The following is a 24,826-nucleotide window of genomic DNA, read 5'->3' on the forward strand; positions in this document are numbered from 1 at the left end:
GACGGCTCAAGGCTGGAAGTGGGCTCTGACGTCGTTGGCTTGTTCGGGGGTGAGGAGCCAACGCCCATGGTGCTGATGCCCGGGGTAGCGTTCACGCAGGTACCGACGGACCCGCCGACCGGGTCGATCGCCATCGTCGTGGCCGAGCTCGGCGGCGAGCTGCACCGGGGTAACCATTGGCATGGTGGGGACGAGTCCGAGCACCACCGGGTAGTTGACGTCGTCGTTCTCGAACGTGACCCACACTTCGGCGCCGATCGGAGGCGTGATCGGGGTTGCCGATCCAAGCGGGATGACGGGGAGCGCCCACGGCGACACATCAGCCCCGAAGACGTCGTAAACCGTGATTTGCAGTCGCCCCCGCTGCTGAGGGTCGATGTTGTTGATAACGACACCGCGATGAATCGACACGGCGCCAGGCTACCCCGCGGCCGCCGCATTGCCGGTTGCGCGACGAGCCCGTGGCGTCCCGGTAGCATGCGGGAACGGGGCAACTGGGAATGCTCATCTGGTAGCAACCGCGTACGAAATCTGCGTCGGGCTCAACGCGTACCGAACTCTGAGGACCCCGACTCGCGGCGATACTTCCCGGTCCGCCCGATCCGCTTGTCGGCGGCGCCTGAATCCTGGTCGCTTTCGGCGCTCGAATTGTGAACGGTTGCGGGCAGTCTAGCCAGGGGTTTCGTCGGTTGTGGTGCGGATGCTGGGGAGGCTGTCGATGCCGCGTCCGCGGAGCCGGTAACTGGCGCCTTTCAGGGTGAGGACGTCGGCGTGGTGCACGATCCGGTCGATCATCGCAGCGGCGACGGCCTGGTCTCCGAACACCCCTCCCCACCCGGAGAACGGGAGGTTCGAGGTGAGGATCAGCGACGCGTGCTCGTAGCGGGAGGACACCAGCTGAAAGAACAAGTTCGCCGCGTCTTGCTCGAACGGGAGGTAGCCGACTTCGTCGACGATGACCAGCCCGTAACGCCGCAGCCTCGCGAGCTCTTGGGGGAGCCGGCCTTGCCGGTGCGCGTCGGTGAGGCGGGTGACCCAGTCCGTCGCGGTCGCGAACAGCACCCGATGCCCGTGCCGGGCGGCGACGATCCCCAACGCGATCGCCAAATGCGTCTTCCCCGTTCCGGGCGGGCCGAGCAGCACCACGTTCTGCGCTTCCAGGAGGAACCCGCCGGAGGCGAGTTGCGCGATCTGCTGCCGGGCTGGGGGCTGCGCGTCCCAGTCGAAGTCCTCCAGTGTCTTCCGTGCCGGGAACCCGGCGGCCTTGATCCGCAGCTCCGCGCCGGACGCGTTGCGCGCCGACACCTCGCGTTCCAGGACGGCGGCGAGGTAGTCCTCGAACGACCAGCCCGCGTCGCGGGCTTGGTCGGCGAGCCGGGTCGCGGCTTCGGTGATCCGGGGTGCTTTCAACGCGCCGGCGAGATACGTGAGCTGCTTGACCGACTCGGTCGTCTTCGTGGTAGCCATCAGCTGAGCTCTCCATCGATGATCCCGAAGGCCCGGTCGTAGTCCGCGAGGTCACGGGCCAGGTCGTCACCGGCGGCGGCGGCGCGGGGCTGTTGGAACTGTTTCCGCAGCCTCGCGGCGGTCTCGACATGGGCAGGATCGGTGATCGTCATCCCTCTGGCCCAGACCCGCGCGTGGTCAGCCACGATCCGCCCGTCCGCGCGGACTCTGACCCGTTCCAAGTCCGCGGTCACGTCCACGAGCCGGCCGATTACCTGCGGGTCGACGGAGTAGTCGTTGGTGTCGAGACGGACGTAGTAATCCCGGCCGAGCCGGACCCGGTTGCGCCAACCCAAGTGCAGCGGGATCGGCGGCAACGGCAGCATCGCCGCCCGGTCCACGTCGACCCGCTGCAGCGGTGACGCCTTTGTGGTGCGCACCACCCGGGCGTTGACCCGCCCCAGCCAGTCCCGGAACTGGGCGTCGAAGTCCGCAGCGGAAGTGAACGACCGGCCCGGCATGAACGAGGTCTCGAACCAGCCGTTGCGGCGCTCCACGACGCCCTTGGACTCCGGGTCCTTCGGCGGAAGCAGCACCAGCCTCGTCGCCAGCGTGCCCATGAACGCGTCAACGCCCTCGGCGTGCCGTTTGCCGCGCCCGATGCCGGGTTCGTTGTCCCAGATCAGCCGCCGCGGCACCCGCCCGAGCTGTTGGATCAGCTCCCACGACCCCAGCAGCAGATCCTCCGTCTTCCGCGTCGGAATCATCCGCGCGAGCATCAACCTCGAGTGCGCGGCCGTGATCACCAGCACCGGCAGCAGCTTCCGGGTGCCGTCCTCCAGAGGGATCTTCTCCGGCGGGAACCACAGATCACACTGCGCCGCGTCCCCGGGCTCCCACGTGAGCCGGTCCGCGGGATCGATACGCCGTTGCTCCGGCCGCAGCCGGTGCACGTTGTCCCGGAACCAGCGGATCGACCCCGTCCACCCCACCCGCTCGGCCAGCACCGTCGCCGGCATATCCGGAGTCTCGACCAACAGCTGCCGGACTCGCGCTTCGAACGGCGTGAACGAGGTCGGCCTCGCCGCCCGCTCATACCGCGGCGGCGAACCCGAACCCACCGCCTTGATGACCGTGGTCCTCGAGATCTGCAGCCGCGCCGCGATCTGCGCCTTCGGAACACCCTCCGCAGCCAGCCTGCGGATCAACGCCCAATCCTCCAAAGTGATCACTCTCCAATCGTTGAGTGTTCACTTTTCGAGCGCCGCTACTGTCCAGTTTTCGAGCGCCGCCGACACCGCTAGTGGTGCAGGAAGGCGAACAGGTCGTAGACCATGAATGCCGGCCAGAAGAGGCCCTCGACGATCGCCCAGACGTAGCCCCAGAACTGATCGGCCTGCGACCAGAACCAGAACCACGCACCGATGATGCCGAGGCTGTAGATCGCGCCGCCGCCGACGATGGCGCCTGTACCCGAATTCCGCTCGCTCATTCGCGCCCTCCCAGCGCTGAGCCTATGCCCGGCTCCTGCCTGTCGTCACCCGGGGCGAAGCACGCACTGACCTTCCCTCAGCAGCTCCTGATCCGGGCGGTGAGCCCAAGAAGTAGCTCGAGTGCGGCCTCCAACGCGTTCGGTTCGGGTCCCGATGCGCGCAATCGGCATCGGATGCGCTCTCTCCGCGCTACTACGACGCGGTGAGTCCGATTGACTATCTGGCGGTCTGGAGTTTCACCGCCGCGCTCCTCCTTACCGGCCCTGCTGTGGTCTACCTGTCTCGCTTGTCGCCGTCGCGCAGCGTCCGCGTGATCGCGCTCGTTGCCGGGGCAGGGGCGGTGCTCGCGGGGTTCGCGAACGCCGCCGAGGACGCGCTGCGCCTTCCGGGAACGGGAGACGTCTTTGTCGCGGGAATGCTTGTGATGCTCGCCGGTGTGCTCGCGTGCGCGGCGATTCTTGCGGTCTTCCGAAGCTGGCGACTGGCAGCCGCGTTCGCACTGTTGTCCGCCGGGATGCTCATATCCTTCGCTCTCCCCGGCGGTGGGTTGCTCATTCTCCTTGCTCTGGTCGCCGTCGCCGCAAAGCCGACTTGCTTCACAGTCGCCGCCGGCGACGCACCAGACGAGCGCCGCTCCGCCATTGAATGACCAGGGTCGCTGATTCCCTGTCGCTTGCCAGAAGTGCCCAAAGGCGGGTCCCTCTACGCGCCGCACCCGTTCGCGGGACCCATCCGCCCACGTGGACGCCACGCCGGGGCATCGGTCTGATTCGGTGCGTTGCGTGTGGACGGTGGCTAGACCGTACTGCTACCGGCATCCTGCGCCGCCGTGCTGAAGGCTCGGCTCGCTCTGGGAGAATGCCATATGCCGTTTGCACCTCTTCTGCACACCTTGGACGCAGATCGAGGTTCGTTCCGCGTTGGTCGTCGCAGTCCGACCATGCGAGAGTTCGACTGGTCGGCGGCACCGTGACCCGCCGCATCGAGGTGGCTCTGCACAAGCCCAGGCTCGCGCTCTACGCCAGGATCAAGCCGACACTCGTGATCGCGGGGCGCGGTCATCCCGTCCAGTGGGGGCTCGGCACGTGGCAGGTTCCCTCAGACCAGACAGTGATCATCCGGGTATTCCTCTTCAACAGGCTCTGGCGATTCGGTCAGGCGGAGTTCGCGCTCGAACCGGCGCACGCGCCCTCGCTCGTATATCGTGCGCCAGTCCTGCCGTTTCTCCGCGGACGGATCCACGTCCAGTCGAGCGGGAACGCACCGGCCTGACCGCCGTCCGATGGGGGTCCCGTACCGGGCCGAAGTCTGGTCAGACCTGGCTTGCGTTCCGGGCACCAGGGTCCAGCATGACGCAGTACTTGGGGGCGCTACGACCGCGTCGTTGGTCTCGAGCGGTGCGACGTCGGCATCGGGACGATGATCATAGATCTCGAGTTCCGCACCGAATCGCTGGCGCACGCACCTTCGACCGACGAGGCGCGCCGAGCGACGGACGCTGCCCTCGCGCTCGTGTATCGGATACAGGACGCGCTAAAGGGGCGACGCGGGGCAGCCTATTGGGCGGACGTCGACGGAACCGCCGACGGGATTCTCACCGGGGCAGTCAACGTGGCTCGGAACGTCAATACCCATTCGCTGGTCATAGAGTCGGGACATTCTGAGGTTCACCCGAGTCGGAACGTATTTCCCGGAGCGGACCTCACGCTCGGACCCACGTTTCGATGGGCGGACTATGGGGCCATCGCTGGTGCCCTCGTCGCTCCGAGGATTGGCGCGCGTGACCGTCGGGCCGACTACAGAGAGATGCTCCCGCAGAGAGCGGTCGTGCCAACGCTCCGCACAGTTGGCAGTTTCTACCGCGCACAGCTCACAGCGGCTACGCCCGACCCCGACGAGTAGTGACGGGCCTCAGTGAACTTCCGTTCGAGCGGGGCGGCCGCCGTGATCGCCTACGGGGTTCGGAAGGGACGACGGGAATTCCCCATGCGCCACAGAGTGTATGGCCCGCAGCCACCACCTTAGGTGCGGAAGACCGTCCCCGTTCGGGCAGATTGTAACGGAGGGTGGCACGCGGGCGTGGTCCTAGTGCGGGTGCTATTCGGCGAATACCTCGGCTGCGATGCCGTAGCTCTCGAAGGCGCGGGCGGCGCCAGCGTACGCGCTGATTTGGATGAAGGCCTCGACGACTTCTTCTCTGGTGACACCGTTGTTGAGTGCGATACGGAGCTGGCCACGGAGCGGTTCGAGGACGCCGAGCGTGGCGGCGATGGTGACTGAGATTAAGGCGCGGGTGCGGGTGTCAATGTGTTCCGTGCGGGGCCATGCGGCACCGAACGCCTGAACGGTGGCGAGTCGTTTGAAATCAGCTGCGTTGGCCGGCTCGGTCTCGGTGGCGCCGAGGAATCGCTCGAGGCGGAATCCGAGCATCCGCTCTGCTTCGTCCAGGGCGGCGGCGAACTGGCGGTCTTCTTCGTCGGTGGTCATGGTCTTCCTTGGTGGGGTGTCGGCTTGGGGAGATGAGGATTGAACGAGGGCAAGAGGCCGGAGAGTCCGGCGCGGATGGCGGTGTCGTGTGCTGTCACCGGCTATTGCGCGCTCCTGGCGTGATGCCGCCAGTGCGTGGACCAGCTCGGGCGTGTGAGAGGGTGGTTGGGGGAGTCGGTGCCTCATGGATCGTTGTTGTGGCGATCGCGGTCATCCCGGCGACGTTCGCCATCACTCTGGCACTTGCCTTCCCGCTGTTCGTCGGCTCAGGGAGGCTCTGCTCCTTCGCGCCGGGGACCGCGGCCAGTGACTCGGGATGCCGTCAGGCGGCGGGCGCGGTAGCCGCGGTCAGCACGATGAGCGGACTGTGCGCGATCATCTCGTCGACATCGTCTCTGCGCCATCGGCGTGCGGCGGCCTCGATGAGCGGCCGTGCTTCGTGGGGATCGGTGATGACCCGCGCCGTGGCAGGAATGTCGGCCTCGATGCCGTTCTTCAAATGCACGATGACGTGGGGGTCAGCGGTGATGTTCTGGATCCAGTCCCGTATGCGGTCTCGACGCGGCATCCCGGTGATGAACAGCACGCCGTCCTCATCGTGCAGGAAGATCTCGATGCGGCGAGGTAGCCGGCTACGGCGACCGGTCGTGGTCAAGTCGATGAGCTGACTTCGGTGCAGGGCCGTGTTGACGTCGTTGTTCACACGTGTTGAAGCAATCTCGCTGCTGCACACATTCCACGCGATCGGTGAGACTTTCTATGCAACGCTGATGGCCAACGCGCCCGGTAGGAAGGCCAAGTCTGTGCCAGCCGGTCGTTGAGAGCTCGATCACCGTGCTTAACTCGGTCGGCTTGCGGGCAGGATGTTACGTGTGCTCTTGATCGGATTGTGTGCGTGAACCCCGATGCGGGGAGTAGCTGATGGCGCTCGAACGAGATCTTCGACGACTCGCGGACGACCTCGGGACACATATTGGGGCTGAGCTCGTCGCCGAGTTCGTAGAGTTCGTCGACGTCGGTGAGTACGGCGTTGGTCTCGAGATCCTCTGCGATCGTCTATCGGACGACGCAGAGCCGTTGTTGAGGCGAGAGATCGTGGCGATCCGGGCACTCGCCGATGCCATGGGTATCGACCGTCCGAGCGTCGCGGACCTTAGTGAGCTCGCTGTCGAGGACCAGTGATATCTCGTCCGCAGGCCGGTCCGCGAGCGAACGGGTCCATGTAGGTGGGGGCGGAGGCGTCAGCCCCGCCGCTGGCCTCAAACCCACCACCCGCGCGAGTTCATTTCGGTTCCTCAGCCCGGGCCGTTGGGATTGGTGAGATCGTAGGCGCGAGAAAGCTTCTTGGGGACGACCATCCGCCAAGCGTCGACGACGAGCTCGCGAGCCTCAGTCGGTTCCAGGGACGCCAGATCTGCGTGGACCCAGTTGAAGCGCAAGTCTGACGCCGATGGCATCTGGAACTTGCGTGGGTCGCCGCCGACCAACGCCGCTCGCTCCTCCTTCGGGAAGGCGAAACCCATCACGCTTTCGTCGAGCGAGAACGCCACGTAGACCAGCTGACCGACGCGGAACTTCAACCTCCCGCGCACATACACCGGGTATGAGCGCTCCAATGCGCCGCCAAGCGCCAGAACATCCTCGATCACAGCCATCTCAGAACCCGTCCGATATGCGCGAGACAGTGTGCCCGTTCGCACGCTGTCAAGGACCACATCTTCCTGTCGATGCTCGTCATCCGCAACGTGGGAACAACGACAAGCGAGATCGACCGCGGGATTCGTCGCGTTCGCGACCGATGGCGGGTCCCTTTGCGTGCGGGAAACTACCGCCTGCGTCGGACGATGAGGAATACCACCACTAGGACAACGAACAGAGTAGCGAACACCGCGACCAAGGCTCCGGCACTGATCCCCATCAGGTCCTCCTCGCAGATGTCGCGACGCGACCGTATCAGGGTAGTTCTCCTGGTAGGGCCGCACGATGCCGGTCGCTGACCGGGCTGCTCACCTCAATCGCCGAGCGCCTCGGGCGTGCGCTGTCCCCGCTGCAGGAACACTACCGGCCCTGCCGTTTCTTGTAGGGCTTGGGCTGACCTTTCACGACAGGGGTGCGACCCTTGCCCTTCGAGGCCTTGGCCTTGCCGCCGGGCGGAACCACAGGTTTCGGCGCCGGCGTGGGAGCGGCGGCGATCTCCTCCCTGGCCGTGACAAGAAGGAGCGCTCCGGCTTTGGTCAAGCGTGTCTGGGCGCTGTCGCGGACGAACAGCGGCTGCCCGAGCTCATTCTCGAGCTTCTCGATCGACGAGTACAAGGCAGCCAGCGGGATGTTCAAGGCGTCCGCTGCTCGCGGAAAGTGCAGCTCATCGGCGACGGCGACGAACCGGATGAGCAGGCTGATATCCACAAGATCCTTTCGCGATCCTTCCCCCCAAGATAGTGAGGTGGGGGAAGTCGGGGGACCTGCGCGACGGGCATACCGAGTACATGGACGCTTCATCCGGCAGGACCCCCGGCACGCAGCGGGTCCGTCAACGAGCGCTTGCAACGCCTAGGAGAGGAACTCGGGGCGTACCTCGGCAACCCCATCAAGCTCGCGCCGCAGCTGTTCGACCAACTCAACGCCCCGCTGCTCCCACTCGGCGGGATGCGCCAGTGGCTCATTCTCGTCGCGGTCGAGCCACTCCTCGTTCCAGTCGAACAGGGCGTCGGCCAGCTCGCGCGTGACGGTCAGGGACTGGTCATCGAGTCGGTAGTGGTCGGTGAAGCTCTCCCACAACGGCCACCCGCCCCACCACTCGGGAAAGACGCGGATCAGTCGAAGGCCGTTGGGCAGCACCACAGCCAAACCGCGCCTGCGTCTGGCGCTCAGGTATCGGTCTTGCATCTGCCGCCGGCGCCGCCATTCAAGCGCGGTCGCTGGCCAATCGTTGTAGTCCATGCCCGAAAGCCACAGCAGCCCGCGTCGACCACGAGCGTCATCTTGGACGAGCGCAAGCGACCACAGGTGCTCGCCGCCGTTCGCGAGCGCATGTGCAGACTCGAGCGCCTCCTCGACCGTAGCGTCCGCGATGTCCATCACCGTCGTCGTGTTGCCCGCGCCTTTGAAAACGTAGACGCGAAAGCGTGGGTCATTCCTCTCCCAGGTCGAGTCGCGCTCGTCGACATACTCCCCGCGCACTCGATCAATCTACGAGGATGTTGCTGAAGGTGGGTCCACTTGCGTGCGACGTCGCTTGTGACGTTTGACTCGGAGGCGTACGGGTGCCTCGCGCGTTGGAATCGCTTTCACCGTGCCCGGTGTTCCTGCAGTTGCTGGCGGTCGCGTTGGGGTGCTGATCGTGGTGGGCGATGGGCTCGAGGTGTCTAGGTCGGGTTTCGGCGATGCCTCTTCCGTTCTGGGTGGCCGATCGCGATGCTGGTGCGGTGCGGATCATCGATGACGGAGAGGCGGGAGTGCCGGATCCCCGCCCGGCGTCGTGGGAGAAGATCCGGGAGCTTCCCGTTCCCGCGATGACGTTCGTTCGGCAGCCGACCGTCGAGGATGCGATCCCAGGCTTCCAGTCGGGGAACGATGGCACCGGCCTGGTGGAGTTGTGCGTCGACTTCACGTACACGCTGGTCCGCAGTCCCGACGATCGCGCGGCTCCCGAGAATCTCCGAGAGCTGGACGAGGGCACCCGGCGGGCGCTCGAGGAGCTCCCCTACCGGAACCGGCCGAACTGGGTCGTGGAGATGGCCGAGCGACTGCGCTTCCCGCAGCTTCACGAGGCGGTGCGCACCAGCTGGCACCGCGAAGAGCACGAGCGCTCAACCGTGGATGCCATCCTGCTCCATCACGTCAACCACGTGCTGCGGAACTACGTCCGCGCCGAGCGCGGCTGGGACGGTCGGCTCGGGAGTCTGAACCCGGCGCCCGATGTCACGGCCGCCGCCATCCAGCGCGATGCCCGCGTGGTCGTGGATGGGCGGATGCTGGACGGCATCCGCATCGACACCGATCCTCACGTCTACGGCCTCGGCGCCGCACTGCCCAGCGGGGGCGTTCTCACGGCAGCTGAGACCGATGATGGACGACCCACCGCCGTTGCTCGTCGACACCCCGGCCGTCGTCGGCGAATCCGAGCGGCGAGCGGCGCCGATCGCCGAGTGGGAGGATGCGTGGCCCGGGATCTGGCGCGATGCCCTGCGGTTTGCCGGCACACCCCGTGACGACCACGCGTTCGACCGGATGCGTTCGGCGTCGCCGGGAGACGAACGCGCCGCGCTCATCAAGGAGATGATCGGTCCATCGTGGGACGACATCTTCGGTCGTGATGCGCTGACCGAGGATCACCAGCGCTGGCAGCGGGCGGTGGGCGAACGCCGGATGGCACAATCGATGAACGCCGTGGGCGAGCAACCCGAACACGTTGCGCTCGACGCGGTGATCGCGGCGTGGCGGACGGGGCTCACCACCATCGTCCAGATCCCTTGCCGGGGATCCTTCACCCGCGTGATCGGCGCGCACACCCTGCTCCTCACAGCCGAAACCCGCGCCGACATCGACCGGTACCGGTCCGCGCTCGCCCTCTTCCGCTGACGATGTGGCACAGTCGTGTGGGGCCTGAAGCAACGCGCGGTGCGGCCAGATCTCGACATCAACTTGCGATTCGTCGACTCGGTGTGCGCGCGCCATACTGGTACGCTCGCTCGACTGTCCGACCGAGTACGCGGACGCCTGCCGCGGTGAACACAAATCGGTCCTTCACCGAACGGCGTCGACGAGTGATCCGCGGAGCCAGCGTTCGACCTGGCGCTGAGACTCGAGGCGGACCACAGCCAGACCAGCATGGTCATGTTCGAGCGCCGGCACGCGCGTTCGATACGTGTTCCGGGTGGAGACCGCCCATCGCACGATGTGCTCCCGGTCGCTGAAGATCGTGTGCAACGGGGGCTCGACGTTGCCGTTCCACAAGATCTCGCGTCGCAATCGCCTCCGAATCGTGCGTCGCACGACGCGGGGGAGAGTGACCGTCGCGAACCGCAGATCCAGCCAGACCAGCGTGTCGGCGGCGGCCGCGAGGAGCGGCCGCGCGGTCGAGTACTGCCACTCGGTGGTCCATGACTCTTCGGCGATCAGTGTGCGCACGTCGTCGAGGAAGTCGTCGCGCGGAACCCAGCCGGCGCCGTGATACAGCGCGTCGATCTCGGTATGCGGGGCATCGATGATCTCCGCGATTCGACTCGCGAGGCTCGTCTTTCCGACCCCCGACACTCCCGCGACCAAGACACGTTTCGGCCGTACCGGGAGCGGGTCGTCGAAGCGCAGCACGCTGCCGATGGTATCGATCTCGCCTTCTCGACCGCCCGACCGCGGAGCAGGCCGAAGACGCAAGCGCTCGAGAGGTGCTGCTGATCGCCGGCCTGCGGCCCTGTCGTCGCATATGACCCGCTCGGTCCCATGCCCGATCGGCGGGCGACATACGCGCGAGGCATCTCGAACCTCGAGTGGCCGTACTATGCCCGACTCCTCTACCGGCCCAAGACGGAGGACGAAGACGACGGACGGACCAAGAGGCGGTCGAGAACCAAGACGAAGACCAAGACCAAGAACCAAGACGAAGAACCAAGACGAGAACCGAGAGAGAGAAGAAGCAACGCACGCCGGCACTTTGCAGTGTCACGCCCCCGATCCCATGCAATATCAGGGATCGGGTGTAAACCAGGTTGCACGGCTCGAGGCATTAGTAAAACGAGAGTTCGAATCCCCCATCCTCCGCTCCTGTTCTGCCTGGAAGACACTGGGATCGCGCCCCCTCCAAACGTCGCGTGACAGACCTCCTTCTCTGAGACCCGCGTGAGGTCTGGAGTCACGCTGGTCTCAGTAAGGCACCGTTCTGTCCCAGGATCGCGACCTGCTGACGGTCGCGTCGCGCGCCGATGCCCGCGATCGCGAGTCGTCGAGGCTCGATGACCCGCACTGTGTGCGGGTGACCTACGCTGAGACGATGACCCGTCCCACTCCCGATCCGGTCGCACCGGGCCAGGAGTCGGTGTGGGACTACCCGCGACCGCCCCGGATCGAGCGGGTCTCGAGCCGGGTGCTGATCCGCCTCGGAGGCGACGTCATCATCGACACCGACGACGTCGTGCGCGTTCTCGAGACGAGCCATCCACCTGTCTACTATCTGCCGATGGCGGCCTTCGCCGACGGAGCGCTCATGGACGCCGAAGGCAGCTCGTTCTGCGAGTTCAAAGGCTTCGCCCGCTACCTCGACGTGCGGGGAGGTGGGGTGACCGTTCCTCGTGCAGCGTGGAATTATCCGCGACCATCCGAAGGGTACGAGGCCCTCACCGGACGCGTGGCGGTGTACGCCGGACCCATGGACGCCTGCGAACTCGACGGCGAACTGGTCACACCCCAGCCCGGCAGGTTCTACGGCGGATGGATCACCTCGGCGATCGCGGGTCCATTCAAGGGTGCCCCGGCGTCCGCGGGTTGGTGAGGCCGAGGAGCCGCTCGCGATCCCTATCGCCGTGGACCGACCCGTCGGGCCCTGCGACCCCAGGACCCGCCGGAGCCGTAAAGACGCCGCCGGCGAGGCGAAGGAGGGCGCCCTTCTCGACGAAGCGGCAGATCGTCCGGCGCACAGGTCCAGTGGTACGGACGTCAGAGCGTGTGTGGTCGAGTTCGTGCGCTCTGCGAGAGTGAGTTGGAGCGCACAACGCTGCCGTCACCGCGTGGAGACGTCGGTCCAGTTTCGTATACTGCGGTTCGTGTCCACTGAGTGTGCTCGCGTGCTTCTCGCCGAGGACGATGTACGTCTAGCGGAGATGCTCGCTGATCTGCTGGAGTCCGAGGGGCACGAGGTCACGGTCGTCCATGACGGTCAGCGCGCTCTGCATGAGGCCATGACACGCTCGTTCGACGTGCTGGTCTTCGATCGTGGGCTGCCGAGCCGTGAGGGTCTCGATGTGATCGAGGCTCTGCGCGGAAGGGGCAACACTGTGCCGGCGCTGATCCTGTCTGCGCTGGGGAACCCCGCGGATCGCGTCGAGGGACTTCAGAGGGGCGCGGAGGACTACCTGGCGAAGCCGTTCGACATCGATGAGCTGCTTGCGCGGATCAACGTGCTGCGACGGAAGTCCGCGGCCCCGACGGAGGGTGTCCGAGTGCCGGGCGGCGTGCTGTACCCGTCGCGGCATGAGGTGGAACGTGAGGACGGTGTGGTGATCCTCTCGGAGCGGGAGACCGGCTTGCTCGCGACGTTGGCGCGGCGCCCCACTCAGGTGTTCACCCGCGCGGAGCTGCTCGAGCGCGTCTTCGCTGATGCCGAGGAGACGGGCGTCGTCGACGCGTACGTGCACCATCTTCGGAAGAAACTCGGCCGAGCCTGCGTGCTCACCGTCAGGGGCGTGGGCTACGCGCTCGGGTCGGTCTCGTGACGGTGTCCCGTCGACGTCGGCGGGATGGGCCGGCCGACGCTGCCGGGCTGCGCCGGGCGGTGCGGCGACTGACGGTCGCCTTCTCCGCCCTGATGGTGGGATTGTTCCTCGTCATCGCCGGTGTCGTGGTCATCATCGTCGCCGCGACCGCGAACGAGTCTCTGCTGAACGCATTGACTTCCGCCGAGCACGCCGGGCCGTCCGCAGAGTTGCCGCCCGGGACGTTCGTCGCCATCCAGTCATCGTCCGGGGTGACGGTCTCGCCCGAGGCCCCAGAAGGATTCCCTGTGACGTCCTCCATGGCGTCTGCCGTGGAGGGCGGGGCACCCGTCGTGGAGCGGGTCACTCTCGACGGCGCCCCGTACATGATCCGCACGGACTCCGACTCCGGGCGGGTTGTCCAGGTCGCCGTGAGCACGAGGGAGGGTGATGAGGAGATGGCTCGTCTCCTGTCTTCTCTGCTCCTGGCGGGGGTGCCCGCCGTGGCCGGCGCCGTCTTGATCGCGTGGTGGATGTCGGGGCGTGCGATGCGGCCGATGGCTGATGCGCTCGCGATGCAGCGGCGGTTCGTCGCCGACGCGGGTCACGAGCTGAGGACCCCGGTGACGCTGTTGAGCACCCGCGCGCAGCTTCTGCTGCGGACCTCCCCGCCCGGTCAGAAGGCCGGCATTCAGGAGATCGTGACCGACGCGCGGTCCCTGACGGACATCCTGGAGGACCTGCTGGTCGCCGCAGATCCGAGACAGGATGCTGAGCGTGTGCCTGTGCTCCTGGCCTCGGTGGCTGACGACGTCCTCGCGTCGGTGGAGCCGGAGGCCGCCTCGCGTCAGGTGACGGCCGCGAGGACACCGGGCGGATCCGACGTGGCCGTGCTCGGCACGCGCGCTGCCCTGATTCGTCTTGTCATGGCATTGGTGTCGAATGCGATGGATCACGCTGCCACGCATGTGGAGGTGAGTGTCACTGCGACCGGGCGCGAGGCGGTGCTGCGGGTGGCCGATGACGGGCCGGGCTTTCCGGAGGGATTCGATCAGCATGCCTTGACGCGGTTCGCGAGCGCACGCCCGGACGCGGCGAGGGGGGGACGCGGCGGCGCGAGCCCCCGTCATTACGGACTCGGGCTGGCCTTGGTCGCGGAGGTGGCGGCACGTCACGGCGGACGGGTCGAGATCGGAGCGCACGCGGGTGGAGGCGCCGTGGTCACGGTCCGCTTCCCGCGCATCAAGAACGGATAGCCGACTCTGGGGTTCCTGTCAGCCGGAATAAGAATCGCGAAAGATTCGGGCGGCAGGCTGGCTAGCGTACGCAACGCACAGGAACAGGAGCCGTCATGAGCATCAGGAGCCGGGGAACACGTATCGCCAGCCTCGTCGGTGGGTCAGTGACTGCGATCGCAATCGCGTCAGCCGCGATGCTGAGCGCGACCTTCTTGAGCGGTGAGCTCAGTGGCGCTTCGGCATCCTCGACGGGATCTCAGGCCGGCACGACCACCCAGTCCGGCACCGGCGGCGACGATTCGACAGGGGCTTCGACATCCGAGGATGATTCGGGTGGCACCAGCTCCAACACCGGCATCAGTCCGAACACCGGCGTGAGCTCCGGCAACGGCGCTTCCTCGAGTGCCGTCTCGAGGGGTTCGTGAAGATGCCTGCGCTTTCCCACCCTTCCGATCGGGCGGTGGAGGGACGGGCGGACTGGACGATCTGGAACCTGGACGCGTCTGTTGTCACCAGGTCTGAGCACCTGCACAAGGCCCGGGAGATCGCGGACCAGCTTCTCGCCGACGTCGACCGAGCCTGCAGCAGGTTCCGTCCCGACTCCGAGACCATCACCCTGGCGGGCGCGAGCGCCTCGGGCGTCGACGTGTCCCCGACGCTCGCCGCGCTGGTGCGCGGGAGCCTGTCCGCCGCCGAGTGGACGCAGGGCGATGTCGACCCCACTCTGGGTGCACAGATGTCGCATCTGGGATACGACCGCGACATCGCCGACATCCGCCTGGGATCAGCTTCCGCTCCTCTGACGGACGATTCGGTCCGCGACGTGCCGGTCCCCCCACGCGGGGTGGGGTGGCGAGATGTCCAGCTCAACGGGAACCACCTTCAGGTGCCCGCCGGCGTGATCCTGGACCTCGGCGCGACCGCGAAGGCCATGGCTGCGGACCTCATCGCCGCCCGGGTGGCCGAGGACCTGGGCGGCCCGGTCCTCGTCAGCCTGGGCGGCGATATATCGACTGCGGGTGCGCGCGACGAGCCATGGCAGGTGCGCATAGACGATGGCGCGGGCGAGCCGACCCAACAGGTGTCATTGGAGCCGGGATGGGCGATCGCGACGTCGAGCACGCTGCACCGCCGATGGCGGAAGAGCGGGCGATGGATGCACCACATCCTCGATCCGCGCAGTGGACTGCCTGCCCCGATGACGTGGCGCACCGCGACCGTCGCCGCCCCGGACTGCCTGCGGGCGAATGCGTTCAGCACGGCCGCCATCGTGCGCGGCCCCGGCGCTGCGCGGTTGCTGGCGAACGCCCAGCTCGCCGCCCGCCTCGTGGACATCGACGGGAACGTCCACTGCATCGGCGGCTGGCCCGAAGAACAGGACGCTGACCGTGCTCGATAACGTGATGTGGGCATTCGGCCGCGCCAGCGGCGTCGTCGCGCTCGTGCTTCTGACCGCATCCGTCGTGATCGGCATCGTCACCCGGTCAGGGCGGCCCCTGCCGGTCATCCCCCGCTTCTCGGTTCAGCTCATCCACCGCACCATCGCACTCACCAGCACCGTGTTCGTGCTGCTGCATGTGGGCACGCTGCTCCTCGACAGCTACGCGAAACTGACCCTGAGCGACATCCTCGTCCCGTTCCTCAGCGCCGCGAAAAACCCGGTGTGGGTCGGGTTCGGCACCGTGGCTCTGGATCTCCTGATCGCGGTCATCGTCACGGCACTGCTTCGCAATCGGATCGGCACGCGCGCATTCAAGGCGGTGCACTGGGCGACCTACCTGCTCTGGCCGGTCTCCCTCGCACACGCCATCGGGTCCGGGACCAACGGCACTTCCGGCTGGTTTCTCGTCCTCGCCGGCTTCTGCACTCTCGCCGTCGCCGCAGCCGTCCTCTGGCGGCTCACGCCGCGATTCGAAGAAGCCGCCACGCTGCAGGAGGCTTCCCGTAACAGCCTCCGCCGTCCCGACGGAGGATCCCGATGAACGAGCTCGCAACGTCTGTGTCCGTTGTCCGACTGCTCGCTGCCGGCGAGCGGGCGACGCTCGCCACTCACCTGGCGACCTTCGGGGACCTCGACCTCCAGCGCGCTGCCGACTCGCTCATCGCCGAACTGGACGCATCCGGGCTGACCGGGCGCGGCGGCGCGGGGTTCCCGGCCTGGCGGAAGCACGCGGCGAGCCGGGACGCGGCGACCGGCATGAATCGACCGATCGTGATCGCCAACGGCGCGGAGGGGGAACCGGCAAGCGGCAAGGACGCCGTTCTCCTGCAAGACGCTCCGCATCTCGTCATCGACGGGCTCCTGGCCACCGCAGCGGCGGTCGGCGCCCGCAGGATGTACGTCTACGCGAACCGCGCCGACCTCGAATACCTCGCCGCGGCGATCGCCGAGCGTCGCGCCGTGGGAGGACCCACCGCCCGGAACGCGGCCCGCATCCGCATCGTCGAAGCGACGGACACCTTCATCTCCGGGGAAGCCAGTGCCGTCGTCAACGCGATCGAGAAGGGCAAGGCGATCCCCCAGGACCGCACCGTGCGGCTCACCCAACGGGGGCTTGGCGGACATCCCACACTGGTGCACAACCTCGAGACGCTCGCACACGTCGCCCTCATCTCCCGTTACGGCGCTGCGTGGTTCCGCAGCGAAGGGACGCCGGATGATCCAGGCACGCGCCTGGTCACCATCAGCGGTGACGTCCCCGAGCCCCGCGTGCTGGAGGTGGCCGGGGGCGCCCCGATCGCCGACATCATCCGGCAGGCCGGGGCGGACCCGGGCACCCTCAGTGCGGTGCTCGTCGGTGGATATCACGGTTCCTGGCTGACACGCGACCAGCTCGGCACACCCCTCGCGAAGGCATCGCTGGCACCGTACGGGGCAAGCCCCGGCGCCGGGATACTGATAGCACTGGGAACCCAGCGCTGCGGTGTCGCGGCGACGGCGGAGATCCTCGGCTACCTCGCGGACCAGTCCGCACGGCAATGCGGTCCCTGCAAGTTCGGGCTTCCCGCCCTCGCCGAGAACTGGCGCTCGCTTGCACACGGCTCCTCCGTCGTCTCCACGTACACGCGGATCACCGATCTCGGGAACACGATCGACGGGCGCGGATCCTGCGCCCACCCGGACGGTAGCGTCCGGCTCAGCCGCAGCGCGCAGAAGGCCTTCGCCGACGACCTCGCCGAGCATGCCCGCGGCCGCTGTCTCAGAACCGCGTGAGACGAGGAGCACCCATGGTTGAACCTCACCCGATCCGTTTGCACATCGACTGGACCCGGTGCGACGGCCGAGGCCTCTGCACCGAACTGCTCGCAGACGTCCTCGAACGCGACGAATGGGGGTACCCCATCGCCCGCCCCGGCACCCTCCCCCGCGGCGCTGACGCGTCCGATATCCCCATCCCCGCACACCTGGCCGCGGCCGCCGCCGATGCCGAGTCGCTCTGCCCGTTGCTGGCGCTCAGACTCCGCGACGTGATCGGCCGTCCCTGACAGCAGACACCGCTGGACGCAGGGCTCGACACGCGAAGAGTGGATGGCGTCGGGTGGTTCCGGTCATGAGCGGCAAGACAAGGCGAAGCGATTCGTCTCACGAAAGCGCGAATCCCGCGTCCTCCGCACGTGACGTGGGAGTCACGCGTGGGGCGAGCTTCTCGATCCGCGCGGCGATCTCATCGAAGGCGGCATCGAATGCGGCGTCGGAGCCGTCGCGGACGGGATCCGGGATCGACCAATGCAGCTGACCGGGCTCGACCAGCTCCTCGTGCGCGCTGTCGCACACGGTGATTACGAAGTCGTCGGCCTCGAGCACGTCGACCAACGCGCACGGTCTGTTGGCACCCAGGTGCAGTCCGTGTCGCTGGGCCGTCGCGATCGCGCCCGGTTCGATCCGGTCCGCCGGGTGGGTGCCTGCAGAGGTCGAGGGGATGTCGCTCGCATCCTGCCAGAGGGCGGCCGCCAGCTGGGATCGCGCGGAGTTTCCGGTGCACACGAATACCACGCGGCGGGCAGCCAGCTGCGGCGCCGGGATCAGATCGTCGAACGCGGTGTCGTTGAGGCGGACGTAGGTGCGCCTCCGGTCCGCTTCGGACCGTTCCCGGACGATGATCGCCTCGCGCTCGAGGATCCCGAGGTGATGGGCAAGCAGACTCGACGAGATCAGGAGCCGCCCCTGCAGCTCGGTCGGCGACGCGTCGCCGACCGTGAGCAGGTCGACGATCCGCAGCCGCATCGGATCGGCAAGCGCCGCGTAACGGCTGGCTCGACCTTCAAGACTCATTCGCTCAACGTTCATTGACTCAATCTTGACTCAGCTATCGGCCGTCGTCAAGGATGGATGCGATGAACACAACACCCTTGTGGCGCGCCGTCGCCGCCGAGTTCCTGGGCACCGGGCTTCTGGTCGCGATCATCGTCGGATCGGGGATCGCCGCGCAGAGGCTGTCCCCGTCCGAGACGGGACTGCAGCTGTTGGAGAACTCGACGGCGACCGCGTTCGGTCTGGCGGTGCTGATCCTGATCTTCCAGACCGTGTCGGGATCGCACTTCAACCCGGTGGTCACGCTCGCCGACCGAGCCCTCGGGGCCGAGGCTCGACCGCTCGGAATCGTGACCTACATCGCCGCGCAGATCCTCGGCGGTATCGGAGGCGCCGTCCTCGCGAACCTCATGTTCGCCGTCCCGACGATGATCTCCAGCAAGGACCGGATCTCGACCGGTCACCTGCTCGGTGAGGTCGTCGCCACCGCCGGGCTGCTGCTGCTCATCTTCGCTCTGGTCCGTTCGGGAAGGACGGCGCTGGTCGGCCCCGCGGTCGGTGCCTACATCGGTGCCGCGTACTGGTTCACCTCGTCGACGTCCTTCGCGAATCCGGCGGTGACCATCGGACGCATCTTCACCGACACCTTCGCGGGCATCGCGCCCATCTCCGCCGCCGCCTACCTCGGCGCCCAGCTCGTCGGCGCCGCGGTCGGCGTCGGACTCGTCTTCCTCTTCTTCCCGCCCGTCCGAAAGGCCTTCGCATGACCCACCTCGCCATCGTCGGCGGATCCGACGCCGGCATCTCCGCGGCCCTCCGCGCCCGCGAGCTCGACCCGGACGCCGAGGTGACCGTCGTCGTCGCCGACCGATACCCGAACTTCTCCATCTGCGGCATCCCCTACTACTTCACCGGCGAGGTCACCCCCTGGCAGTCGCTCGCGCACCGCACCGCGGCGGAGCTGGAAGCCACGGGGATGACTCTCCGGCTGGACACCCTTGCGACCGGCATCGACGTCTCCGGCAAGCGTCTCGAGGTCCGAACACCGAGCGGCGCCACCCAGACGATCGCCTATGACGAGCTCATCGTCGGCACCGGTGCACTGCCTTCGCACGCCGGGATCGACGGACTCGACGAGCTGGGACCCGCCGACGGGGTGCACGTCATCCACTCGATGGGCGACACCTTCGCCCTCGACCACGACCTCGCCACCCGGCAGCCGCAGTCGGCGATCATCGTCGGCGCCGGCTACGTGGGACTCGAGATGGCCGAAGCGTTCCGGGTGCGCGGGATGGCCGTGACCCAGCTGCAGCGTGGACCCGAGGTCCTCTCCACCCTCGACCCCGGACTCGGCGCGCTTGTGCACGAGGAACTCGCCTCACACGGCGTGGACGTCATCACCGGCACCATCGTGACCGCCGTGCAGAAGACGGCCGCGGGCCTGACCGTCACCAGCCTGCGCGACGGCGGCCCCTTCACCTGCACGGCCGACCTGGTCCTCGCCGTCGTGGGCGTCCGGCCGAACACTGAACTGCTCGAGCGCGCCGGCGCGACGCTCGGCGCCGGACGCGCCGTCGCGGTCGACGATCGGATGCGGACGGGCGTACCGCACGTGTGGGCCGCCGGCGACGGCATCGTCACCCACCATCGCCTCCTCGGCCTCACCTACCTGCCCCTGGGAACCACCTCGCACAAGCAGGGACGCATCGCCGGCGAGAACGCACTCGGCGGAGACCGCGCCTTCCCAGGGTCGGTCGGCACGCAGGTGGTAAAGGTCTTCGACCTCGTCGCAGCGCGCACCGGGCTCCACGACCGCGACGCCGAAGCCGCCGGCTACGAGCCCTTCACCGCCGCATCCGCCGCAGACGATCACAAGCGCTACTACCCCGGCGCCCACCCCATCCACTTCCGGGTGACCGGCGACCAGCGCGACGGGAAGCTGCTCGGCGCGCAGCTCGTCGGCCGCCGCGGAGCCGAGATCGCCAAACGGGTCGACACCTTCGCCACCGCGCTGCACGCCGGGTTGACCGTGGAGGCCCTCAGCGATCTCGACCTCTCCTACACGCCGCCGCTCGGATCCCCGTGGGACGCCGTGCAGGTCGCGACGCAGGAGTGGACGCGTCAGTCGCTCAGGATGACGATCGAGACACCGGCGTAAGCGCCCGGGCGAGGCGGGCGGACCCGTGGCGCCTATGCGAGCTGAGGCATACCGCCGGTCAGCGCGGCTAGCTGCGCCACGCCGATCGGTTCCTCCGAGAGCAGTGGGACGATCGCCAGGCGATCCGCCAGTTCCCGCACGCGCTCGATCTGTGCGACCTCGTTGCGGGCGCGGGTGCGGAGAAACGCCGATCGGGGATGCGCCGCGGCGATCGAGCTGTTCACGACCCATGCCCACGGGTGGATGCCTGCCCGCTCCAGATCCCCCTGTAGATCGGCGGCTTCGAGGACAGGCGTCGTCTCGGCGAGCGTGACGAGAATGACCTTCGTCTGCGCCGGATCCTGCAGGCGCATCAGAGGCGTCGAGTACGCCATGTTCGCCGCTCCCATCTGGCGTGCGATCTCGCGATGATACGAGCCGGCTGCGTCCAGGAGGAGCAGCGTGTGACCGGTCGGCGCGGTATCCATGACGACGAACGTGCGTCTCGAGTCGTGAACTGCCCGCGAGAACTGCTGGAAGACCGCGACCTCCGCGGTGCACGGCGACATCAGATCCTCGGCCAGCGCCGCACGGCCCGGCTCGTCAAGGTCCCTGCCCTTCGTCGCCATGACATGGGAGCGGTACTGCGCGAGCGCGCTGTCCGGGTCTATCCGCGCGACAGTGAGGCGGTCGACCGTCTCCCCGAGCGTGTCGGTGAGGTTGGCGGCCGGGTCGGTTGTGGTCAACAGCACCTCGTGGCCGCGTTCGGCCAAGGCGAGTGCGACGGCCGCAGCGATCGTCGTCTTGCCGACGCCGCCCTTGCCCATGCACATGACGAGCCCATGTCCGTCGCTCTGGATCTGATCCACGAGCGCGACCAGGGGAGCATTCGGCAGGTCCGCGGGATCCACCGCAGCACGGGCTGCCGTGTCTGCGGGTTCCGGCGTGAAGAACGCGCGCAGCGCGTCGAGGTCGACCACATTCGCCGCCTTGAGCTCGAGCACGTCACGGGGAAGGTCGGCGATCGCCGCCGGTATCGCCGACAGCGCCACGGCCTCCCGATGCCGCACGGCACGGGCGATGGGCTCCTCGCCGGCGATCTCCGGAAGCACGCCGTTGATCACGACGAAGCCGTCGGCGATTCCGATCGCCCTCAACTCGGAGTACGTGCGCTCGATCTCCTTGAGTGCCGAGGGCTGAGGCCGCGCAACCAGGATCAGCCGCGTGCGCGCGGGATCGGTGAGTGCATCGACCGCAGCGGAGTAGGTCGCGCGGTGTTTGTCAAGGCCGGCGAGCGGACCCAGACACGACGCATCCCCGCCGCCGGAGAGGAACTCGGTCCACGCCCCCGGCAGCTGAAGCAGTCGGAGCGTGTGGCCGGTCGGAGCGGTATCGAAGATGATGTGGTCATAGCGCCCGTATGCGACGTCGTCGGTCAGGAGCTGGGTGAACTCATCGAAGGACGCGATCTCGGTCGTGCACGAGCCCGAGAGGCTTTCCGTGATCCCCGCGATCTCCGCTTCGGGCATGTGCCCCCGCAAGGGCCCGATGATGCGTTCCCGGTAGGCCTCGGCCGCTTGCTCAGGGTCGATCTCCAGAGCCGCGAGGCCGGGCACGGCAGCGATCTGCGTGACCCGGTTGCCGATCGTCATGCCGAATACCTGGCCGAGATTGGATGCGGGATCCGTGCTCACCAGCAGTACACGGCGTTCGCGGGTCGCGAGGCGCACCGACGTGGCACACGCGACCGAGGTCTTGCCGACGCCGCCCTTGCCGGTGAAGAACAGGAATCGTGGTGCGCTCTCGAGGTACCTCATGGCTCCATCCATCTTCGTGGCCCCGCTCCCGACAAGTCGGGTCGAAGGTCCCTCAGCCGACGTGTCGTGGACGATGCCCTCCTCTCAGTCGATGCCGTTCCGAATGCTGCGGCGCTCGATGAGCACGGTGTCACGCCACCGCCCGGCGTGTGGTCCGACGCCGGAGCGGGCGATCCGCTCGCGTCGCCCGATGACCCGGAATCCTGCGGACTGGTGGAGCCGCAGGCTCGCGGCGTTCTCGGGGAAGACGCTCGACTGGACCGTCCAGACACCGGCCTCGTCCGCTTCCGCGATGAAGGCCTCCAGCAGAAGTCTCCCCACTCCCTCGCCGCGGGCAGACCGCGCCACATACACCGAATGCTCGACGACGCCTCGGTACGCGGGCCGGCTCGACACGGGCGATGCCGCGGCCCAACCCACGACGGCATCCGCTTCGTCGACTGCGACCAGGCGAAGATTCCGGACCTTGCCGGCATCGAAGGCCTCCCAGGTCGGGGTGGCGACCTCGAAGGTCGCCTCCCCGTCCTCGATGCCCTGGGCGTAGATCGCCTCGACCTCCGGCCAATCTGCCGGCGCCAGAGGGCGGACCGTGATCACGAGCAGCAGCCCGAGCCGCCGCCCACGTTCGTCGAGCACACCCCTGTCGCGGGCAGAACGAGCTCCACGTTCGACGCCGATGCCACGTCCCCCGCGAGCCATGCGGTCACGGAACGAACCTGCTCGTATCCAGTGGCGAGCAGGAATGTCGGCGCGCGACCGTAGGACTTCATGCCGACGATGAAGAACCCGTGCTCGGGGTGGGTCAGTTCGCGGAAGCCGTGGGGCTCCACGGTCCCGCACGAGTGGACGTTCGGGTCGATCAGCGGTGCGAGTCGCCTGGGTGCTTCGACGATGTCGTCCAGGTCGATCCGGACCTCGCGCAGCATGTCCAGGTCGGGTCGGAACCCGGTCGCGTTCACGATGACATCGGTGGCGTGTGTGACGTCCTCCTCGCCGCGGTGGCCGACCAGCTCCGCCCGGTCATCGACACGCCGAGCACGGATGATCTCGAAACCGTCGACGACGTCGATGCGTCCATCGGCGACGGCGCGTTCGACCCGTCCACCCAGAGCTGCACGGTCGGCGAGCTCATCGTCTGCCGACGACGACACGCGCACGGCCTTCGCGTTCCGGATGAGCCAGGTGACGGTGGTGCCCGGTTCCTGCCGCGCCAGCTCGGCAAGGCCCAACAGGGTGTTGGCTGCGGAGTGTCCAGCGCCGACGACGGTGGTGTGCCGGCCCGCGAACCGTGCGCGATCACGGCCGAGGACGTCGGGCAGCGCGTGCGTGACGACATCCGCGATCTCGTCGAATCCCCGCAAACCGAGCCCGTTCGAGGAGAGGGAGTTGGGCGACAGATAGGTTCCGGATGCGTCGATCACAGCCCGGGCGCTCAACTCTTCGACGGCACCGCCCTCACGCGTACGCAGCACGAATGGTGTCGCCGCCCGCCCGCGGGAACGAGTCCGGTCCATCCCCTCCCGCGCAACCCCGATGACGTCGACGCCAAGCCGGATCCGCGATGCGATCGGGGCGAGTTGCGCCAGCGGCAGCACGTAACGATCCACGAGTTCGGCCCCGGTCGGCGCGCGCTCGGGATCGGGCAACTCCCATCCGGTGGCTTCCAGCAGCCGACGAGACGCCGGGTCGACCAGATGCTTCCACGGCGAGAACAGCCGGGTGTGGCCCCACGCGCGCACGCTCGCCGCCACCGCCTCCCCCGCCTCGAGCACGATGAAGTCGATGCCTCGCTCCGCAAGGTTCGCCGCCGCCGCGAGCCCGATCGGCCCGGCGCCGATGATCGCGACCGGCAGGGTCTGCAGGCGGTCGCCGGCGGCGACACGCGGGGTGAGGTCGAGCAGGGTCATGGCGTCCTCCATATATCGATGATCTTCGATGCAGCAGTCTTCCCCACGTATCGAAGGTTGTCAATATCGACTATTATCGATGCATGATCCCGATCGAGGTGACGGATGCGCCCGCGACCTGCTGCGCGCCACTCGTCCGCGAGACGCTGTCTGCACAGGATGCCGAGCGCCTCGCGCACACGATGAAAGCCCTCGCCGACCCCACCCGCCTCCGGCTGCTGTCCATCGTGGCTGCCTCCGACGGAGCCGAAGCCTGCGTGTGCGATCTCATCGAACCGGTCGGCCTGAGCCAGCCCACCGTCTCACACCACTTGAAAGTGCTGACCGAAGCCGGCTTCCTCACCCGCAGCAAGCGCGGCACATGGGCTTACTACGCTCTCGTTCCGGGCGCCTTGGACCAGATCTCGGGCGTGCTCGTCGCGGCGTGAGTACGATTCGGCAGCTGAATTGCGGCCGTCGAGCCAACCCCCGGGCGAAGCGGTGCGCACCAGTTGGTCCCGTAGGGAGGACGAGCACTCCGACCTCGACGCGGCACTCCTCCCTCGCGTCAACCACGTGCTTCTGAACCACTTCCGCGCAGGCCGACAGCTACGGATCGGCACTCGCCGTCTTCCACTGAGGGTCTCCGCGCGCGTTCGCGACA

The 24,826-nt window shown here is 67.5% G+C and carries 31 protein-coding genes; 16 read left to right on the plus strand and 15 right to left on the minus strand.

The window, feature by feature from the left end; genetic code table 11:
- Positions 1–6 precede the first annotated feature (6 nt).
- The 4 genes from SM116_RS14300 to SM116_RS14315 form a co-directional block, all read right to left on the minus strand.
- Complete coding sequence (locus tag SM116_RS14300) at positions 7–411, minus strand: phage baseplate assembly protein V (RefSeq protein WP_320941638.1); 405 nt, start codon at positions 409–411, stop codon at positions 7–9.
- 258 nt (positions 412–669) lie between these two features.
- The gene (gene istB / locus SM116_RS14305) at positions 670–1,467 is read right to left on the minus strand and encodes an IS21-like element helper ATPase IstB (RefSeq protein WP_320941639.1); all 798 of its coding nucleotides are present in this window, start codon (positions 1,465–1,467) and stop codon (positions 670–672) included.
- The gene (gene istA / locus SM116_RS14310; protein WP_320941640.1) at positions 1,467–2,678 is read right to left on the minus strand and encodes an IS21 family transposase; all 1,212 of its coding nucleotides are present in this window, start codon (positions 2,676–2,678) and stop codon (positions 1,467–1,469) included. Before istA ends, istB begins: the two co-directional genes overlap by 1 nt.
- 68 nt (positions 2,679–2,746) lie before the next feature.
- The gene (locus SM116_RS14315) at positions 2,747–2,938 is read right to left on the minus strand and encodes a hypothetical protein (protein ID WP_320941641.1); all 192 of its coding nucleotides are present in this window, start codon (positions 2,936–2,938) and stop codon (positions 2,747–2,749) included.
- Positions 2,939–3,141: 203 nt separating this feature from the next.
- Between SM116_RS14315 and SM116_RS14320 the strand changes: the two genes are divergently transcribed.
- From SM116_RS14320 to SM116_RS14330, 3 genes are all read left to right on the plus strand, one after another.
- Positions 3,142–3,588 carry a hypothetical protein gene (locus tag SM116_RS14320; protein WP_320941642.1) on the plus strand — a complete coding sequence of 149 codons (447 nt, stop codon included), beginning with the start codon at positions 3,142–3,144 and terminating at the stop codon, positions 3,586–3,588.
- Positions 3,589–3,908: 320 nt separating this feature from the next.
- Entirely contained in the window at positions 3,909–4,211 is a 303-nt protein-coding gene (locus tag SM116_RS14325; protein ID WP_320941643.1) for a hypothetical protein, read from the plus strand.
- A 147-nt stretch (positions 4,212–4,358) separates the two neighbouring features.
- Complete coding sequence (locus SM116_RS14330; RefSeq protein WP_320941644.1) at positions 4,359–4,841, plus strand: hypothetical protein; 483 nt, start codon at positions 4,359–4,361, stop codon at positions 4,839–4,841.
- 195 nt (positions 4,842–5,036) lie between these two features.
- Here SM116_RS14330 and SM116_RS14335 read toward each other — a convergent pair whose 3' ends face one another.
- On the minus strand, positions 5,037–5,426 hold the full coding sequence (locus SM116_RS14335) for a carboxymuconolactone decarboxylase family protein (protein ID WP_320941645.1): 390 nt from the start codon (positions 5,424–5,426) through the stop codon (positions 5,037–5,039).
- 322 nt (positions 5,427–5,748) lie between these two features.
- A complete protein-coding gene (locus tag SM116_RS14340; protein ID WP_320941646.1) occupies positions 5,749–6,159 on the minus strand; it encodes a nitroreductase family deazaflavin-dependent oxidoreductase in 411 nt (136 codons plus the stop codon).
- 188 nt (positions 6,160–6,347) lie between these two features.
- On the opposite strand from SM116_RS14340, the gene SM116_RS14345 reads away from it, so the two are divergent.
- On the plus strand, positions 6,348–6,608 hold the full coding sequence (locus SM116_RS14345) for a MafI family immunity protein (protein WP_320941647.1): 261 nt from the start codon (positions 6,348–6,350) through the stop codon (positions 6,606–6,608).
- Between the two features lie 113 nt (positions 6,609–6,721).
- On the opposite strand, the gene SM116_RS14350 is transcribed toward SM116_RS14345, so the two are convergent.
- The 3 genes from SM116_RS14350 to SM116_RS14360 form a co-directional block, all read right to left on the minus strand.
- Positions 6,722–7,081, minus strand: a complete 360-nt coding sequence (locus tag SM116_RS14350) for an MmcQ/YjbR family DNA-binding protein (protein ID WP_320941648.1) — start codon at positions 7,079–7,081, stop codon at positions 6,722–6,724.
- A gap of 403 nt (positions 7,082–7,484) precedes the next feature.
- Positions 7,485–7,832: a LysR family transcriptional regulator gene (locus SM116_RS14355; protein ID WP_320941649.1), complete on the minus strand. Its 348-nt coding sequence runs from the start codon at positions 7,830–7,832 to the stop codon at positions 7,485–7,487.
- A gap of 144 nt (positions 7,833–7,976) precedes the next feature.
- Positions 7,977–8,606 carry a hypothetical protein gene (locus SM116_RS14360; protein WP_320941650.1) on the minus strand — a complete coding sequence of 210 codons (630 nt, stop codon included), beginning with the start codon at positions 8,604–8,606 and terminating at the stop codon, positions 7,977–7,979.
- Positions 8,607–8,809: 203 nt separating this feature from the next.
- Between SM116_RS14360 and SM116_RS14365 the strand changes: the two genes are divergently transcribed.
- Positions 8,810–9,637, plus strand: a complete 828-nt coding sequence (locus tag SM116_RS14365) for a hypothetical protein (RefSeq protein WP_320941651.1) — start codon at positions 8,810–8,812, stop codon at positions 9,635–9,637.
- 19 nt (positions 9,638–9,656) lie between these two features.
- Positions 9,657–10,007 (plus strand): hypothetical protein, encoded by a 351-nt coding sequence (locus SM116_RS14370; RefSeq protein ID WP_320941652.1) that lies wholly within the window; start codon positions 9,657–9,659, stop codon positions 10,005–10,007.
- Between the two features lie 165 nt (positions 10,008–10,172).
- Here SM116_RS14370 and SM116_RS14375 read toward each other — a convergent pair whose 3' ends face one another.
- Positions 10,173–10,739 (minus strand): P-loop NTPase family protein, encoded by a 567-nt coding sequence (locus SM116_RS14375; RefSeq protein WP_320941653.1) that lies wholly within the window; start codon positions 10,737–10,739, stop codon positions 10,173–10,175.
- Between the two features lie 676 nt (positions 10,740–11,415).
- Here SM116_RS14375 and SM116_RS14380 point away from each other — a divergent pair.
- From SM116_RS14380 to SM116_RS14390, 3 genes are all read left to right on the plus strand, one after another.
- Positions 11,416–11,913, plus strand: coding sequence for a DUF427 domain-containing protein (locus tag SM116_RS14380; RefSeq protein WP_320941654.1), 498 nt, complete (start codon positions 11,416–11,418; stop codon positions 11,911–11,913).
- A 175-nt stretch (positions 11,914–12,088) separates the two neighbouring features.
- Positions 12,089–12,853: a response regulator transcription factor gene (locus SM116_RS14385; protein ID WP_320941655.1), complete on the plus strand. Its 765-nt coding sequence runs from the start codon at positions 12,089–12,091 to the stop codon at positions 12,851–12,853.
- The gene (locus SM116_RS14390) at positions 12,850–14,088 is read left to right on the plus strand and encodes a sensor histidine kinase (protein ID WP_320941656.1); all 1,239 of its coding nucleotides are present in this window, start codon (positions 12,850–12,852) and stop codon (positions 14,086–14,088) included. Before SM116_RS14385 ends, SM116_RS14390 begins: the two co-directional genes overlap by 4 nt.
- Positions 14,089–14,326: 238 nt before the next feature.
- Here SM116_RS14390 and SM116_RS14395 read toward each other — a convergent pair whose 3' ends face one another.
- On the minus strand, positions 14,327–14,458 hold the full coding sequence (locus tag SM116_RS14395) for a hypothetical protein (protein WP_320941657.1): 132 nt from the start codon (positions 14,456–14,458) through the stop codon (positions 14,327–14,329).
- A 39-nt stretch (positions 14,459–14,497) separates the two neighbouring features.
- On the opposite strand from SM116_RS14395, the gene SM116_RS14400 reads away from it, so the two are divergent.
- From SM116_RS14400 to SM116_RS14415, 4 genes are read left to right on the plus strand one after another with little or no spacing between them, the layout of a single operon-like run.
- On the plus strand, positions 14,498–15,469 hold the full coding sequence (locus SM116_RS14400; RefSeq protein WP_320941658.1) for an FAD:protein FMN transferase: 972 nt from the start codon (positions 14,498–14,500) through the stop codon (positions 15,467–15,469).
- Complete coding sequence (locus tag SM116_RS14405; RefSeq protein WP_320941659.1) at positions 15,459–16,052, plus strand: ferric reductase-like transmembrane domain-containing protein; 594 nt, start codon at positions 15,459–15,461, stop codon at positions 16,050–16,052. The genes SM116_RS14400 and SM116_RS14405 overlap by 11 nt, the downstream gene beginning before the upstream one ends.
- Entirely contained in the window at positions 16,049–17,284 is a 1,236-nt protein-coding gene (locus tag SM116_RS14410; RefSeq protein ID WP_320941660.1) for an NADH-ubiquinone oxidoreductase-F iron-sulfur binding region domain-containing protein, read from the plus strand. Before SM116_RS14405 ends, SM116_RS14410 begins: the two co-directional genes overlap by 4 nt.
- A gap of 14 nt (positions 17,285–17,298) precedes the next feature.
- Positions 17,299–17,556, plus strand: coding sequence for a ferredoxin (locus SM116_RS14415; protein WP_320941661.1), 258 nt, complete (start codon positions 17,299–17,301; stop codon positions 17,554–17,556).
- 97 nt (positions 17,557–17,653) lie between these two features.
- Here the strand turns inward: SM116_RS14415 and SM116_RS14420 are convergent, their stop codons facing one another.
- Positions 17,654–18,343 (minus strand): arsenate reductase/protein-tyrosine-phosphatase family protein, encoded by a 690-nt coding sequence (locus tag SM116_RS14420; protein WP_425563278.1) that lies wholly within the window; start codon positions 18,341–18,343, stop codon positions 17,654–17,656.
- A 53-nt stretch (positions 18,344–18,396) separates the two neighbouring features.
- On the opposite strand from SM116_RS14420, the gene SM116_RS14425 reads away from it, so the two are divergent.
- Entirely contained in the window at positions 18,397–19,089 is a 693-nt protein-coding gene (locus SM116_RS14425) for an aquaporin (protein WP_425563279.1), read from the plus strand.
- Positions 19,086–20,480 carry an FAD-dependent oxidoreductase gene (locus tag SM116_RS14430; protein ID WP_320941664.1) on the plus strand — a complete coding sequence of 465 codons (1,395 nt, stop codon included), beginning with the start codon at positions 19,086–19,088 and terminating at the stop codon, positions 20,478–20,480. The genes SM116_RS14425 and SM116_RS14430 overlap by 4 nt, the downstream gene beginning before the upstream one ends.
- Positions 20,481–20,512: 32 nt before the next feature.
- Here the strand turns inward: SM116_RS14430 and arsA are convergent, their stop codons facing one another.
- The 3 genes from arsA to SM116_RS14445 all read right to left on the minus strand — a co-directional run bounded on the left by arsA (position 20,513) and on the right by SM116_RS14445 (position 24,183).
- On the minus strand, positions 20,513–22,276 hold the full coding sequence (arsA, locus tag SM116_RS14435) for an arsenical pump-driving ATPase (RefSeq protein WP_320941665.1): 1,764 nt from the start codon (positions 22,274–22,276) through the stop codon (positions 20,513–20,515).
- A gap of 84 nt (positions 22,277–22,360) precedes the next feature.
- Positions 22,361–22,912, minus strand: a complete 552-nt coding sequence (locus tag SM116_RS14440; protein WP_425563280.1) for a GNAT family N-acetyltransferase — start codon at positions 22,910–22,912, stop codon at positions 22,361–22,363.
- Positions 22,870–24,183, minus strand: coding sequence for an NAD(P)-binding domain-containing protein (locus SM116_RS14445; protein ID WP_320941666.1), 1,314 nt, complete (start codon positions 24,181–24,183; stop codon positions 22,870–22,872). The genes SM116_RS14440 and SM116_RS14445 overlap by 43 nt, the downstream gene beginning before the upstream one ends.
- 83 nt (positions 24,184–24,266) lie before the next feature.
- Here SM116_RS14445 and SM116_RS14450 point away from each other — a divergent pair, with 83 nt between their 5' ends.
- Entirely contained in the window at positions 24,267–24,611 is a 345-nt protein-coding gene (locus SM116_RS14450) for an ArsR/SmtB family transcription factor (protein ID WP_320941667.1), read from the plus strand.
- Positions 24,612–24,826 lie beyond the last annotated feature (215 nt).

Origin of the sequence: Microbacterium rhizosphaerae (genome assembly GCF_034120055.1) — a bacterium.
In the GTDB taxonomy this organism is placed as follows: domain Bacteria; phylum Actinomycetota; class Actinomycetes; order Actinomycetales; family Microbacteriaceae; genus Microbacterium; species Microbacterium rhizosphaerae.